The sequence below is a fragment of the Streptomyces sp. NBC_00076 genome, from assembly GCF_045041235.1.
Lineage (GTDB): Bacteria > Actinomycetota > Actinomycetes > Streptomycetales > Streptomycetaceae > Streptomyces.
The window spans coordinates 10,731,032-10,743,329 of record NZ_CP108242.1; the positions used below are offsets into that span (position 1 = coordinate 10,731,032).

17 protein-coding genes and 2 pseudogenes are annotated in these 12,298 nt (G+C 69.9%); 14 read left to right on the forward strand and 5 right to left on the reverse strand.

All coding sequences use genetic code 11. The features are described from left to right. Positions 1-67: 67 nt before the first annotated feature. Complete coding sequence (locus OHA64_RS48060) at positions 68-190, reverse strand: hypothetical protein (RefSeq protein ID WP_405623691.1); 123 nt, start codon at positions 188-190, stop codon at positions 68-70. A 221-nt stretch (positions 191-411) separates the two neighbouring features. Between OHA64_RS48060 and OHA64_RS48065 the strand changes: the two genes are divergently transcribed. The 12 genes from OHA64_RS48065 to OHA64_RS48120 all read left to right on the forward strand — a co-directional run bounded on the left by OHA64_RS48065 (position 412) and on the right by OHA64_RS48120 (position 8,421). Further along, positions 412-636 carry a hypothetical protein gene (locus OHA64_RS48065; protein ID WP_405623692.1) on the forward strand — a complete coding sequence of 75 codons (225 nt, stop codon included), beginning with the start codon at positions 412-414 and terminating at the stop codon, positions 634-636. 72 nt (positions 637-708) lie between these two features. Continuing rightward, positions 709-1,059, forward strand: a complete 351-nt coding sequence (locus OHA64_RS48070; RefSeq protein WP_405623693.1) for an RRQRL motif-containing zinc-binding protein — start codon at positions 709-711, stop codon at positions 1,057-1,059. Between the two features lie 319 nt (positions 1,060-1,378). Beyond that, positions 1,379-1,876: a winged helix-turn-helix transcriptional regulator gene (locus OHA64_RS48075; RefSeq protein WP_405623695.1), complete on the forward strand. Its 498-nt coding sequence runs from the start codon at positions 1,379-1,381 to the stop codon at positions 1,874-1,876. A 95-nt stretch (positions 1,877-1,971) separates the two neighbouring features. Beyond that, on the forward strand, positions 1,972-2,652 hold the full coding sequence (locus OHA64_RS48080; protein ID WP_405623697.1) for an alpha/beta fold hydrolase: 681 nt from the start codon (positions 1,972-1,974) through the stop codon (positions 2,650-2,652). Beyond that, positions 2,555-2,821 (forward strand): alpha/beta fold hydrolase, encoded by a 267-nt coding sequence (locus OHA64_RS48085; RefSeq protein ID WP_405623698.1) that lies wholly within the window; start codon positions 2,555-2,557, stop codon positions 2,819-2,821. Before OHA64_RS48080 ends, OHA64_RS48085 begins: the two co-directional genes overlap by 98 nt. 16 nt (positions 2,822-2,837) lie before the next feature. Further along, positions 2,838-3,236 carry a nuclear transport factor 2 family protein gene (locus tag OHA64_RS48090; protein WP_405623699.1) on the forward strand — a complete coding sequence of 133 codons (399 nt, stop codon included), beginning with the start codon at positions 2,838-2,840 and terminating at the stop codon, positions 3,234-3,236. 144 nt (positions 3,237-3,380) lie between these two features. Continuing rightward, positions 3,381-3,926, forward strand: coding sequence for a hypothetical protein (locus OHA64_RS48095; protein ID WP_405623700.1), 546 nt, complete (start codon positions 3,381-3,383; stop codon positions 3,924-3,926). 82 nt (positions 3,927-4,008) lie between these two features. After that, a complete protein-coding gene (locus OHA64_RS48100; protein WP_405623701.1) occupies positions 4,009-4,254 on the forward strand; it encodes a hypothetical protein in 246 nt (81 codons plus the stop codon). After that, positions 4,251-4,388, forward strand: coding sequence for a hypothetical protein (locus tag OHA64_RS48105; RefSeq protein WP_405623702.1), 138 nt, complete (start codon positions 4,251-4,253; stop codon positions 4,386-4,388). Before OHA64_RS48100 ends, OHA64_RS48105 begins: the two co-directional genes overlap by 4 nt. A gap of 254 nt (positions 4,389-4,642) precedes the next feature. Continuing rightward, positions 4,643-6,550, forward strand: a complete 1,908-nt coding sequence (locus tag OHA64_RS48110; protein ID WP_405623703.1) for a RiPP maturation radical SAM C-methyltransferase — start codon at positions 4,643-4,645, stop codon at positions 6,548-6,550. Then, on the forward strand, positions 6,547-7,131 hold the full coding sequence (locus tag OHA64_RS48115) for a DUF5825 family protein (RefSeq protein WP_405623704.1): 585 nt from the start codon (positions 6,547-6,549) through the stop codon (positions 7,129-7,131). The genes OHA64_RS48110 and OHA64_RS48115 overlap by 4 nt, the downstream gene beginning before the upstream one ends. A gap of 3 nt (positions 7,132-7,134) precedes the next feature. After that, the gene (locus OHA64_RS48120; RefSeq protein WP_405623705.1) at positions 7,135-8,421 is read left to right on the forward strand and encodes an MFS transporter; all 1,287 of its coding nucleotides are present in this window, start codon (positions 7,135-7,137) and stop codon (positions 8,419-8,421) included. Between the two features lie 4 nt (positions 8,422-8,425). Here OHA64_RS48120 and OHA64_RS48125 read toward each other — a convergent pair. Together OHA64_RS48125 and OHA64_RS48130 are read right to left on the reverse strand one after the other, a co-directional pair. Next, positions 8,426-8,804 (reverse strand): annotated as a pseudogene (locus tag OHA64_RS48125) (hypothetical protein); the annotation flags it as partial. A 193-nt stretch (positions 8,805-8,997) separates the two neighbouring features. Next, positions 8,998-9,297: pseudogene (locus OHA64_RS48130) on the reverse strand (transposase); the annotation flags it as partial. A 124-nt stretch (positions 9,298-9,421) separates the two neighbouring features. Between OHA64_RS48130 and OHA64_RS48135 the strand changes: the two are divergent. Both OHA64_RS48135 and OHA64_RS48140 read left to right on the forward strand, forming a co-directional pair. Beyond that, positions 9,422-9,631 (forward strand): DUF6243 family protein, encoded by a 210-nt coding sequence (locus tag OHA64_RS48135; protein WP_075032920.1) that lies wholly within the window; start codon positions 9,422-9,424, stop codon positions 9,629-9,631. Positions 9,632-9,830: 199 nt separating this feature from the next. Continuing rightward, positions 9,831-9,971, forward strand: a complete 141-nt coding sequence (locus OHA64_RS48140; protein WP_405623706.1) for a winged helix-turn-helix domain-containing protein — start codon at positions 9,831-9,833, stop codon at positions 9,969-9,971. 52 nt (positions 9,972-10,023) lie between these two features. Here OHA64_RS48140 and OHA64_RS48145 read toward each other — a convergent pair whose 3' ends face one another. Both OHA64_RS48145 and OHA64_RS48150 read right to left on the reverse strand, forming a co-directional pair. Further along, positions 10,024-11,058 (reverse strand): ABC transporter permease, encoded by a 1,035-nt coding sequence (locus OHA64_RS48145; protein ID WP_405623708.1) that lies wholly within the window; start codon positions 11,056-11,058, stop codon positions 10,024-10,026. Further along, the gene (locus tag OHA64_RS48150) at positions 11,055-12,041 is read right to left on the reverse strand and encodes an ABC transporter ATP-binding protein (RefSeq protein WP_405623709.1); all 987 of its coding nucleotides are present in this window, start codon (positions 12,039-12,041) and stop codon (positions 11,055-11,057) included. The genes OHA64_RS48145 and OHA64_RS48150 overlap by 4 nt, the downstream gene beginning before the upstream one ends. Between the last annotated feature and the right edge of the window lie 257 nt (positions 12,042-12,298).

Sequence of the window (12,298 nt, forward strand, 5' to 3'; positions counted from 1 at the left end):
ATACGCTGTCCGCTAGGCCAAGACCCAAACGGTATTCCGCCAAGGTTGGCCAACCTCCCCCGATTGTTCACAGGCGTTCGTCTCCGAGGCCGAGGGAGATTGCCTGGGCGCAGCCGCGGATCGCGGCGACCAACCGGCCGCGTACGGTGCCGTCTTCGAGGACGTGGTCGGTCGCGCCGGTGATCCCCACGGTGCCGACGGCGACTTGGCGGCCGTCGTGGATGCCCTGGCGCCCGTCGTGGATGCGCGCGGAGAGGTGGGCGAGGTAGTGGCGTTCGGGGTTGTGGGGGAGAAACAGCCGCTGCTGCGGGTGAGTTCGAGGCTTCCGTCGGGGCCAGGCGGGGCCCGGGAGCCGAACACGTCCGGCTCGGCCCGCAGCATGCCGACGTCGGACAAGCGGTGTCCGTCCGAGTGAGCGCACACCCGGCGGTAATCGTCGACGATCTGCTCACGCGTCTCGTCGGCGGTCGCCCACAGGTCGGTGTTCGGGTCGTCGTGGGCGGCTTCGTCCTCATCAAGATGCTGGCCACCGGCCCCGGCCGGGGCAGCTCGATCAACGTCCAGGCCCGGGGCCGCGCCAAGGTCCAGGTCCAGGTCCACACCGGCCGTGGACAAAACCGTGGCCGCCGCCGCTGAACCTGCGTCCCCGCCGGCCGTCCGGGACGCCGACGTCTACGCCACCGAGTCCGGCACGCTCCCCGTCTACCGATGGAGGCGGCACCGAAAGGGCTCGCCACCCGGCGGCAGTTGGGGGAGCGACGCTTACGGCCCGGCGGCCAGGACCCGGTCGCCGTCATCGAATGCCGGGGCGGCAAGCGCAAGGCATGGCTGTACGAGATCGACAAGGCCAAGCCGATACGGCCGATGACCTTCGCCAAGGAGACCGCCCTCGACAAGGCGATGGCCAAGAGGCAGACCTGCCCGTCGTGTTCGCGGCGGTACTACCACTGCCTCCCCTTAAGCACCCTCGGCTCGTGCCTGGAGTGCTACGACGGCACCCCGGCCGCGCCCGGCAGCTACACGCGTCCGCCCGGCGAGCACCTTGCCGCAGCGGCTTGACCCCCGCACCGCGTCTGCCGGTTGCCTGATCCACCCGCCCGTCGGCGGGTGGTGAAGGGGAGTCGGTCAGCGCGGTCCGCCCGCGCACAGCACCACCCCGTCCCTAGCGCCGTCGAACACCGTGAAGGAGAACACCGGTGAGCGAGCCCGACAAGCACGAGCCCGACCCCGCCATCCCGCCGCTGGACTCGCCGGTATGGGACGTTCCCCCCGGCGAGCCGCTGGGCGACGGCCTGTGCCAGGCGGGCGTTACAGGTAGTAACATTGTGGGACTACTTTTAATTTGAAACTACACTGAGGTCATCGAAGAGGAGAAGTCGTGTCCGACCACGGGAGCCGCGTCAACTTCCAGCACGGGCAGGAGTTCCTGGCCGCGATCTCCGAGCGCTGGAACTACCAGATCCTGAGGGAGGTGTTCTTCGGTGTTGGCCGCTTCGGTGAACTCAAGCGAGCTCTGGGAATCTCGGCGAACATCCTCACCGCGCGGCTCAACAGTCTGACCGAGCTGGGCCTGCTCACCAAGCGCGCCTACCGCTCCGACAAGCCGTGGTACGAGTACGCGCTCACCGACAGCGCCCGCGAGCTCGTCGTCCCCGCCATCGCCGCCGTCACGCGTTGGGCTGAAACCCATGCGACCGATACCGATGTCACGCACCACCCGCTGATGCACACGACATGCGGCAACCCGACCAATCCGTACCTCGCGTGCAGCAGCTGTCATCAGCCGGTCGAGGCCTCGACCCTGCGCCCGACGGCCGCCGAGGAGGGCGGTGCCGGTCGGCGGGGAGGGTCGGCTCCCGCGGCGCCGGGCGACTGAGCGCCTCGATCCGGGATCACGTAATAGCGTTTTGAAACTAGTAGCGTTACGCTACTAGTTACTGAACGTCTCCCTGGTCACGGAGAGGACCGATCATGACCACGAATTGGCTCGAAGGGGTTACCGAGAAGCTGATCCCCACCTCGCTGGGCCTGATCAACGTGCGCGTCGGCGGCCGTTGTGACGGCCCCGCCATGGTGTGCTGGCCGAGCCTGATGATGGACGGCACCATGTGGCAGTACCAGTACGAGTACTTCGCCCCGACCCACCGCGTCGTGCTCATCGACAGTCCCGGACACGGCAGGTCCGACGCGCTGCGCAAGATCATCGACCTCAAGGACTGCTCCGCCGCGCTCGTCGAGATCCTCGACGCGCTCGACATCGACAAGTGCGTCCTGGTGGGCAACAGTTGGGGCGGCATGCTCGCCGGCGTCTTCCCGGCCTACTACCCGCAGCGGACCGCGGCGGCGGTCGGTATCAACTGCACCGCCTCCCTGCCCACGACGGTCGAGAGCGTCTGGGCCAGCGCGCTGTCCACCTTCCTCTCGCTGCACGCCAAGATGCCGCCGCTGGCCGCCAAGGCGGCCAAGGCGGCCTTCGTCGGCCCCACCGCCGAGGCCACCAACCCGGAAATTCGTGGAGTTCACCAAGTTCGTTCTGCGGGACGACCCGAAGTCGGTGGCGTGGGCGCTGCGCAGCATCCTCATAGGACGCAAGGACGAGCACCGCCGCCTGAACACCATCAGGAACGCGCCCGTCCTGATCATCGCCGGTGAGGAGGACAGCCAGTTCCCGGTGCACGTGGTGCGGAAGATGGCGGACGCCATCAAGGGCAGCACCTTCCGTGTGCTCCAGCACACCGCGCACCTCGCCGCTCGCGAGAACCCCGAAGGTGTCAATGCGGAGATCGACGCCTTCCTCGCCTCCCTGCCCGCAGCAGCCTGATCAGGAGACCAACACCATGGCAGACACCGCACACGCGACGGCCGTACCCGACTGGGTCCTGAAGTTCATGGACGCCATCGACACCCTGGAGTTCGGTGAGGGCTTCGCGCCGCTGACCGAGGACACCGACATGTTCTTCGGCACCGAGCACATCCACGGCGTCGAGGCCATCAAGGCGTTCTTCGTCAAGATCGACGAGCCACTGAACATCACCCACGAGGTCTTGGAGTACTGGACCGCGGGCGACGGCGTCCGCCTGCTGCGCGGCGAGGCCACCATGGCCAAGAAGAGCGCGCCGGACCAGGTGGTGCACGCCCCGTTCATGCACATCTTCTCTCTCGACCAGGAAGAGCCGGTCCGCGTCCGTACACTCCGCATCACTGCGGGCCCGCTTCAGACTGACGCCGTGATGTGACCACGTCCCCGGGCCCGCCGCCAGTTCCCGGGCCCCGGAACCGAGGACGGACAGGGCGAGCACTGTCCGTCCTCGCTGCTGCGGGGGGGACCGGTCAGCGGTCCCCCTCTGACCGGCGCCACCGCGGTGCCTGCGGAGGTGTCGGTGCCGGCAGCCGTGCTGATCACCGGGGTCGGCATCATCGCGGACCGGCTGGCCAGTCAGCGCCACTACTGGCTGCCCAGGGCCCAGGCGCCCGCCTTCGGCGCCGGCGAGCACTTTGCGAAGACCGTCCGGGACGCCCCCGCCGTGTTCGAGGAGGCTGGGCTGGCCCGCATCACTCTGACGGAGGTGCCGTTCACCCAGGCCCACGGCGGCCTGGAGGGGCCGAACCACCTGCAGGCCTCGGTGCTCGGGCAACTCGCCGCCGTGGTGGGGGAGAAGGGGCCCGGAATCCTGGTGGTCACCGACGCCACCGGCGGCGGGAAGAGCCTCACCGCGCTGGAAGCATCGCGGATCTTCAAGGCCTCCGGTGACACGGCCGGCATCCTGTGGCTGCTGCCGACCATGGCCACCACCGACGCCGCCTACGACGCCCTAGATGTGCTGACCGGAGAGGTTGGTGACGCGGCTGGCTGGGGTGTGGCCGCTGATTCCGGTGTGGGGTCGGTGGTGAGTCGGCAGCGAGGGAGCGGCCCGAGGAGCGCGTGACGGTGCCGGACGGCTGGCTGCGCGGCTGGGGCATGGCCCTGCTGGCCCAGTTCACCGTCGCCACCCACGACCAGGCGCCCTCATGGCCGCCCTGCCGGTCCGCTTCAGCGCCCTGCGCATGCTGGCCCTCTGCGGGCGGACCGTCATCGTCGACGAAGTCCACGCCCTGCCCCCGTTCATGCGCCAGACGCTGTCCCGGCTGCTGCACTGGCTGGGCGCCGTTGGCTGCCCCGCGGTGCTGCTGTCCGCGACCCTGCCCGGGGAGGACGGCCCGGCACCTTCTCCGTCGAGGTCCCGTTCTGAGCCAGTGAGCGGGGTCCTGGCGTGACCGCGCAGATCAACCGGCCGGTGATGACCGTGGGCCTGACCGGCGTTGCCCCCCTCACGATTGAGGGCCATGAGCAGGGCGACGCCGAATACCCCAAAGTCGTTCTCGGTGATCCCGTGCTGCACGGCCTCTGACGGGCGGGCCGCTCCGCGGTCGGGGTTCTTGTGGGGCGCATGTGATGCCCCATAAGGTGAACTGCTCTGTGTGGCACGCGAGTTCGAGGTCGTCGACAAGGGGGAGTCGTGGAGATCAAAAAGGTAGTGATCCGCGAAGAGGAGCGCACGAACCGCAAGCCCGCCGTCATGGAGAAGCGCCCGCCGACCCGCTGACCGGGCGGGAAAGTGAGCGTGAGCGGGATATCGAGGGGACGGTGCCGGGGGAGAGTGGTGTGCGCGTACAGCTGGTGACCATGCCGTGGCACCCGATCGATCTGCCCTCTCTCCAAGTGGGCCTGCTGCACCAGCTGTTGCGGCAGGCCCGCCCGGACGACGATGTGCGTGAGTTCCACGGCTCGCTGCGCTGGGCGGAGTTCCTCCTCGAGCGGTCCGGCGGGCGGCTGCGCCCCGGTGACTACGAGGCGATCGGCAGCGATTCGATCTTCGACGGCCTCGGTGACTGGGTCTTCTCGGGTGTGCTGTACGAGGACGAGTACTGGGGCGTCGCCCGGCTGAAGGAGTACGCCGCACGTCGCGGCCTCTGCATCGACACCGCCTCCGGCATGCGGGTCCACGCGAGCGAGTTCATCGCCGAGTGCGCGACGGAGGTGCTCGCCGAGGAACCGGACGTCGTCGGATTCACCAGCACGTTCATGCAGAACGTCCCCTCGCTCGCGCTGGCCAGGGAGCTCAAGCGCCGCCGTCCAGGGCTCACCGTCGTCTTCGGCGGCAGCAACTGCGACGGGCCGATGGGGCACGCCCTGCACCGCAACCATCCCTTCGTCGACCACGTGGTGCGCGGCGAGGGCGAATACGCCTTCCCGGCGCTCCTGCGCCATCTGGACGCCGACACGCCACCCGCTGACGTACCGGGCCTGTGCTGGTGGGAAGGGCAGGCGGACGGCCGGGTCTCGCGGGCGAACACCGAGTCCCGGCGCACCGTGGCGCCCTCCGACATCCCCGCGCCCGACTACGACCAGTGGCAGGCAGCCCTCGACGCATCCCCCGTCCTCGAATACGTCTACCCGAAGCTGGTGGTCGAGGGGGCACGCGGCTGCTGGTGGGGCGAGAAGCACCACTGCACCTTCTGCGGGCTCAACGGCTCCTCCATGGCGTTCCGCGCCAAGTCGGGCGAGCAACTGTGGAGCGAGATCGACCACCTCGTACGACGGCACCGCATCCTCGACGTCGTCACCGTCGACAACATCATCGACATGGCGTACTTCAAGGACTTCCTGCCCCTCGCCATCGAGAGCGGCTGGGACCTGCGGATGCACTACGAGGTCAAGTCCAACCTCAACCGTGAACAGATCGCCCTCCTCGGGCGGGCCGGAGCCGTGCTCATCCAGCCCGGCATCGAAAGCCTGAGCAACCGGGTCCTCGACCTCATGGACAAGGGCGTCAGCGGCGCCCGCAACGTCCGCACACTCCGTGAGTGCGAGAACCACGCGCTGACCGTCACCTGGAACTACCTGTACGGCTTCCCAGGCGAGACCGTCGAGGACTACGCCCCGGTCGTGGACCAACTGCCCGCGCTCGTCCACCTGCAGCCCCCGGGCGGCGCCCACCGCATCCAACTGGAGCGGTTCAGCCCGAACTTCACGGACCCGGGGTTCGGCTTCGGCAAGCGGCGCCCAGCCGAGATGTACCGCCATGTCTACGAGCTGCCCGAGTCCGAACTCACCGACCTCGTCTACCTGTTCGCGACGGACGACGCGGGTATCGGCGGAGAGACCGAGAGCCGGCTCAAGCGGGCCGTCGCGGCATGGCGCGACGGACATCACGGATCGAGCCTGGTGATGGAGGAAGCGGAGCCGGAGGACGGCGTGGACGTACTGCTCGTATACGACCGGCGCCACGGCTGGCCCCGCCGCACCCACCGGCTGACCGGCTGGCAGGCGCAAGCGCTGCGCCGCCTCGAGGACGGGCGGACGGAGCCCGCGCTGCACCGGCTGCTGACCGGCGACGGACACGACATCCCGGCCGAGGAGCTGAGCGGGTGGATCCAGCAGGCTCAGGCGACGGGGCTGGTGTTCCGCGACGGGCGGACTTACGTGTCCCTGCCCACGTGGGACGTACCGGACCGCATCGACCCCGACCCGGCTCCGCAATCCACGGGCCGTCAGGAGGCGGCCGGATGACCGGGCTTCCCGCGACCGTCCCCCACCGCGTGATCGGCCGACAGGTTCACGTGGACGTGCCGCTGCGCCTGGGCGGGGCGGGGCGCGAGACGGCGGTGGCGGTCCAGTTCCTGCGCGAGTGCCAGAGCCAACGGCTTCGTACGCACTGGGAGATCGCCTGCGAAGACCGGCCGCGAGGCGACGACGCGCCTGACACGCATGACGCCCCGTCGGTACGGATGCTGCACCACCTCCCACCACCCGCCGAACGGCTAGACGAACTAGTTGAGTTGAGCGCCTGGCGCACTTCGTACGCCGCCTTCCCCGCCGGCATGCTCTACCACCGCCGCGGCCCGGACTTCATCACCGTCATGGACCGCAGAGAGCGGCCCGCCTCGGCGAGGTTCACCCTCGACCACCCGGATCTGCTCGCCGCGTTCGCCACGGTCCAGGAGCCCACGGCGCTCGGTGAACTCGACGCCGTGCAGCGGGAGGCCGTCGACCTGCTCGCGGCCGAGCGGCTCGCTCTCGTCGCCGACGGCTGGGCGGTGGCCCTGCCGCCGCGGCTGCACCGCTGGCCTGTTCCCTGCACGGGGATCTGAGGGTTGGGCGCGTCACGGGCCGACGGAACGGTCCCCCTGCGTCGCCACCGTCCCTTCGTGCTGCTGTGTGGCGAGCAGGTCGCCAGCTCCGTCGGGCGGCAGATCACCGCTCTCGCACTGACCCTGCTGGCCGTGACCGACCTCGGCGCGGGGCCGTTCGGGGCGGCCGCGCTGCTGGCGCTGACCTATCTGCCCGGCGCCGTGCTGAGCCCGCTGGCCGGAGCGATCGTCGACCGGATCAGGCTGCGCCGCCTCCTGGTGTGGGTGACCACCCTCCAGACCCTGGTCGTCGGCTCGATCCCGTTGGCCGGCGCGGTGGGGCATGTCACCCTGGCGCACCTGTACGTGGTCGCAGGCGTCTCGGGCACCCTGACCTTCACGCTCTCGGTCGCGCTCCAGGCAGCGCTGCCGCGCGTCGTCGGACCGGAGCGGCTCCTCGCCGCCAACTCGGCGCTGACCGCGGCCCGTACGAGCGGGCAGGTCGGCGGGCCCGCGCTCGGCGGTGTCATGGTCGGGCTCCTCGGAGCCGACGCGGCGCTCCTCGCGGGCAGTGCGGCCTACGCGATCGAGGCGCTCCTTCTGTTCGCGCTGCCCGCCGCGCTGAACGCGCTGACAGGCTCGCGGGCGCCCGCCCGCGCGAAGTCCATGGCCGGCTCGCTGCGTACGGGACTCGCGGTGGTGCGCGCCGAGCGCCGGCTGCGCCGCATGGTCCTGGCGGGCGCCGGGCTCAACCTCGGCAGCGGTGCGGCGGCCGCCCTCTACGTCTTCTACGTGAACCGCGATCTCGCCCTGCCCGCATGGCAGTTGGGCACGACGTACGCGGCCTACAGCGCGGCCACCCTGGCGGGCGCCCTGCTCGCCGGACGCTTCGCCAGGACCTCGGGGCTGTGGCGGGCCACGCAGATCTTCGGACTCGCGGCGGGCGCTGCCGTGTTCCTGATCCCGGCCGCGTCGCTGGGCCTCGCCTTCACCGTGCTGCTCGCGTACCAGGTCTGCTACGGCCTCTCCGGCACCGTATGGATGATCTCCATGACGACCACGCAGCAACTGGTCACCCCTGACGGCATGCAGGGCCGCGTCGCGGGACTCGTGCAGGCGGTGCTGCTCACGACGGTACCGGTCGGAGCCCTTGCGGGCGGCGCGCTGGCCGCCTGGCTCGGCAACGTACCCATGCTCATGGGCGCGGCGGCCGTGACCCTGCTCTCCGCGGCGACCCTTTGGGCACCCACGGGGGCGGGCGTCACGGTGCCGGAGCGGGCCCTGGACGCGGAGGCGGAGAGCCGCCGCTAGTCACTCACGACGGACTCCCGCCCAACTGCCAGTTGTGGACCTAGATATGGGCATACGAGTCGAGATGAGGATGCCGCGAGCCGTCTCCGGGTCCGGCGCCCGGAGCAGGGCCGCCGTCCCGAGCCAGGTGCCGCCGCCGTCGGACAACAGCGGCCCGTTCGCGATCAGTTCGTCCCGGTCACGCGGCACGCCCAGGTCGGCGCCCGGCCCCGTACCGAGGCCCATCACCAGGTACTGGTTGCCACCCTCCGGCCGCCGGGGAGCTCCCACATGGTGCGCCCCAGCATGTTGCGCCACTGGCGCGGCATCACGTCCTGGTACACGCCGGCCTGGTACCCGGGCTCGTCGAAGGCGAACGCGCGGGCGGCGGCGAGATCCGGCAGGGACCGACGTGATCACCTCAGGTGCCGAGGGTCCGCCAGGACTTCGACTGGGGGTCCCGTGATGGTCCAGGTAGGTCTGGAAAGCGGTCAGCGGCCGTGCTGAAGGGACTTCCTCGGCTGGTGCCAGGTCGCTGAGGCGTTCGATGTTCACGGCGATAGCCGTGAGTGCGTGTGGCAAGTGAGTTCTGGGCAGTCCTCGGTAGCGGCAGTGGCGCATGCCGTGTCCGTGGGCGAACTCGTTGATGGTGCCCTCCGCTCCGGAGCGGACCGCGTAGCGGGCCTTCCACTCGGGTGTCTGTTGCTCGCTGCGGGCACGGACTTGCAGGTCGGCTCGCCTCCATGTGGCGGGGCTCCGTGATGTGAGGGGGCATGGTCCGTTGGCTGACTGGAAGGAAACGGCTGACCCCGGGCGCTCGCCGAAGGCCCGGCCGACGCCGGGACGGCGAAAAACTTGGTGTGCGGGTCCGACGGAACCGGGTAACGTCTTGGTCATGTTCTTCCAGACGCCGATTTACGAGTGAGAGCGTGATGGGCCCCTGCTGACGTCCTTCGACGTCGCCGCGCCTGTCCTCCACCGATGAATCCGTAGATCACTTCACATCATTCCGGGAGAACCCGTGAGCAAGAACATCAACAACCCCGTGGGCATGGGCGGCGGCCAGCGCAAGAAGCTGTCCCGCGCCGAACGGCAGAACAACGGTCCGCACCGCAACCTCGACCGCCAGGGTGCCGCCGACCAGAAGGCGGAGCTGGTGCGCAAGATGCGCGAGAAGGTAGGCGCAGCCGAGGGCGCCGGGCAGACGAGCGACGACACCGCACAGAGCTGACGCACCGCCCGCCCCAGGGTGGCACCGCACGGGGCAGGGCTCGGACCGCGACGCGCGGTCCGGGCCCTGCTGCCGTACCTGGCGCGGCCCTGCACAGCTCTCGGCCGAGCACCCGCCTCTTAGCCGACCTCCCGGGGCGGCCGCATTCTGGGACGCCTGGTCGCGGCCGAGATCACAACCGATCAGGAGTAGTACCTCCTTGGGGCCTCTCGGGCTGATCGGCAGGAAGTTCCACGTCTCCTACAACGTCTCCGGCGCCACGCGGCTGATGCGCCGGCTCGGCTTCAGCCCGCAGGTCCCCGCACGCAGGGTCGCCGAGTGCGACGAGGTGTCGCCGTAGACGGGGCCCGACTCCTCGGAGTCGGGCCCCTGACTCCTTCCTGGCAGGGACGTCACAGCAGGCGCTTGCGGCCCCAGAAGATGATGAAGGTGACGACGGCGGCGGCGACGGCGAGCATGATGCCCGCTCCGAGCCACTGCATCGTGTGCATCTGGGAGATGGGGAGGTAGTCGATGGACCAGCCGATGACGTGCTTGGACTCCAGGCAGGCGGTGTGCGCCCGGTCGTTGTCGATCTTGTCGAGGCAGGCGGTCCAGTCCAGACGGGCTCCGGAGCTGGTGAGGAAGTAGGTGCCCTCTCCCTGCTGCACCGCCCCGGCGGGCAGCTTCGGCCGTGCGGCGCCGGGTCCGACTCCCTTGTCCGTGCTGACCGCCAGGAGGTTGCCCAGGTCCAGTCGGAACCGGTCCCAGACGACCCCGATCGCCACGACGATGCCGAGCGTGACCACCATCGACACCAGCGTGCGGCGCAGGAGCATGCCGACCGCTACGCCCACGACGAACGTCAGCAGGGCGTAGGCCACCGGCATCACCCAGGTGACGTCGAAGAACGCGCCACTGGTCCACTCCAGTGTGTCGGACCGCCCCTTGACCGGGCTCCACCACCAGTTGAAGACGGCGGCGAGTACCGCGGTGGACAGTGCGATCAGCGTGGCGGGCATGGCGAGCTTCGTGGTGAGCCAGCGCAACCGGCTGACGGACTGCGAGGTCACCAGCTTGGCGGTGCCGGATTCCAGGTCGCCCGCGATGAGCGGGGCACCGAGCAGGACACCCGTGAGGAGGGGGACGTAGCCCAGGTATCCGCCGAAGCTGGTAAGGCGGGCCGTGTACTTCTCGAAATCGGGCGGCAGCCCACCGGACTTCTGCGGGTGCGCGTCCAGGTAGTCCACCACCTGCCCGCGCAGAAAGACCATCACGACCACGCACAGGAGGGTGAGGGCGATGAGGGTCCAGAACGCGGCGCGGTGCTGGCGCCAGACGAGCCAGGTCGTACCGCCGAGCCTCGGGCCGGCCTGCCGGGAGCCCGGTGCGTTCTGCGGGCGCCCGGCGGGCGCCGTGTGGGCCAGGTCGTCAGCGAGCGTGGTCATACGGTCACAGCCTTCTGCCGGTCGCGGGTGATGATGTCGTGGATGTCGCCGACGCGGGCGCTGGGGGCGATCAGCGAGGGCGCGTCGGGTGCACGCAGATAGGCGAGCAGCAGCTCTTCCAGGGTGGGAGGCGTGACCGGCCCGCCGGACGTGATCGGAGCGCCCAGCCGCACCAGGACGCCCGGCCGGCCCTCGCCGCGGTGGGGCTCGATGACGGTGTGGGGTGCGACGGCGGGCAACGAGCCGCCCCCGGGGATGTCGAGCAGGGCGTGTGCGGCGCGTAGTTCGTTCACCTCGCCCGCCAGACGGAGACCTCCGTTCGCGACGACGAGGAGGTAGTCGCAGATGTACTCCAGCTCGGCGAGCATGTGCGAGGACACCAGGACCGTGGTGCCGTGCTCGGCGGCCTCCGCCCTCAGCGTGGCCATGAGTTCGCGGCGCACCAGCGGGTCCAGATCGGACATCGGCTCGTCGAGGATGAGCAGGTCGGGGCGCTTCCCGAAAGCCAGGGCGAAGGCGACGCGGGTGCGCTGCCCGCCGGACAGCGTGCCGATCCTCGCTTTCAGCGGCACCCGGCCCGCGTGGACGATGCCCTCGGCGACCTCCTGGTCCCACTGGGGGTTGAGCTCACGGCCCAGGCGCAGGGTCTCGGCCACGGTGAAGCGCCGGAACAGCGGCTTCTCCTGGGTGAGGAACGCGGTGCGCAGGACCGACTCCGCCGACCCCGGTGCCGTGCCGAACACCCGCAGGCTGCCGATCGTCGGCCGGATCATGTTGGTGGCCAGTCCCATCAGGGTGCTCTTGCCAGCGCCGTTGGGGCCGACGAGGCCGCAGACCCGCCCGGCCGGCAGCCGGAAGGAAACGTCCCGCAATGCCCAGCCGCGCCGATACTGCTTGCCGAGCCCATGGGCCTCGATCGCCGATTCGCCGACGGGGGGTGCGAAACCCGTTCCGTTTCCGCGATGCGTCCCTGGATGGTCCATGTGTGGCTCCTGTGCGTGTGGGAGGAGGGCAGGCCCTGTGCGTGTGGGGGAGAGGGCCGGCTGGGTACGGTCGACCACTGCCGGGAAGCCGCCGACGCGGGCTCCAAATCCTCCGGGGCTCCCCACTAAGGTGTTGTCGGCCGTGATCATGACGTGGTCCTTGCGTGATGAATGGCGAACGCCGCCCGGTGACCACGACTCTCCTCCGCGGCGTAGCGCGGCGGATCGGGCGAAAGACAGATCATGCGAGGCCGGCT

Bases quoted from the DNA above. Each gene is read 5' to 3' on its own strand.
- OHA64_RS48150 (WP_405623709.1), bottom strand. From the start codon at position 12,041: ATGGACCATCCAGGGACGCATCGCGGAAACGGAACGGGTTTCGCACCC.
- OHA64_RS48080 (WP_405623697.1), top strand. From the start codon at position 1,972: ATGACCACGAATTGGCTCGAAGGGGTTACCGAGAAGCTGATCCCCACC.
- OHA64_RS48090 (WP_405623699.1), top strand. From the start codon at position 2,838: ATGGCAGACACCGCACACGCGACGGCCGTACCCGACTGGGTCCTGAAG.
- OHA64_RS48100 (WP_405623701.1), top strand. From the start codon at position 4,009: ATGGCCGCCCTGCCGGTCCGCTTCAGCGCCCTGCGCATGCTGGCCCTC.
- OHA64_RS48070 (WP_405623693.1), top strand. From the start codon at position 709: ATGGAGGCGGCACCGAAAGGGCTCGCCACCCGGCGGCAGTTGGGGGAG.
- OHA64_RS48145 (WP_405623708.1), bottom strand. From the start codon at position 11,058: ATGACCACGCTCGCTGACGACCTGGCCCACACGGCGCCCGCCGGGCGC.
- OHA64_RS48115 (WP_405623704.1), top strand. From the start codon at position 6,547: ATGACCGGGCTTCCCGCGACCGTCCCCCACCGCGTGATCGGCCGACAG.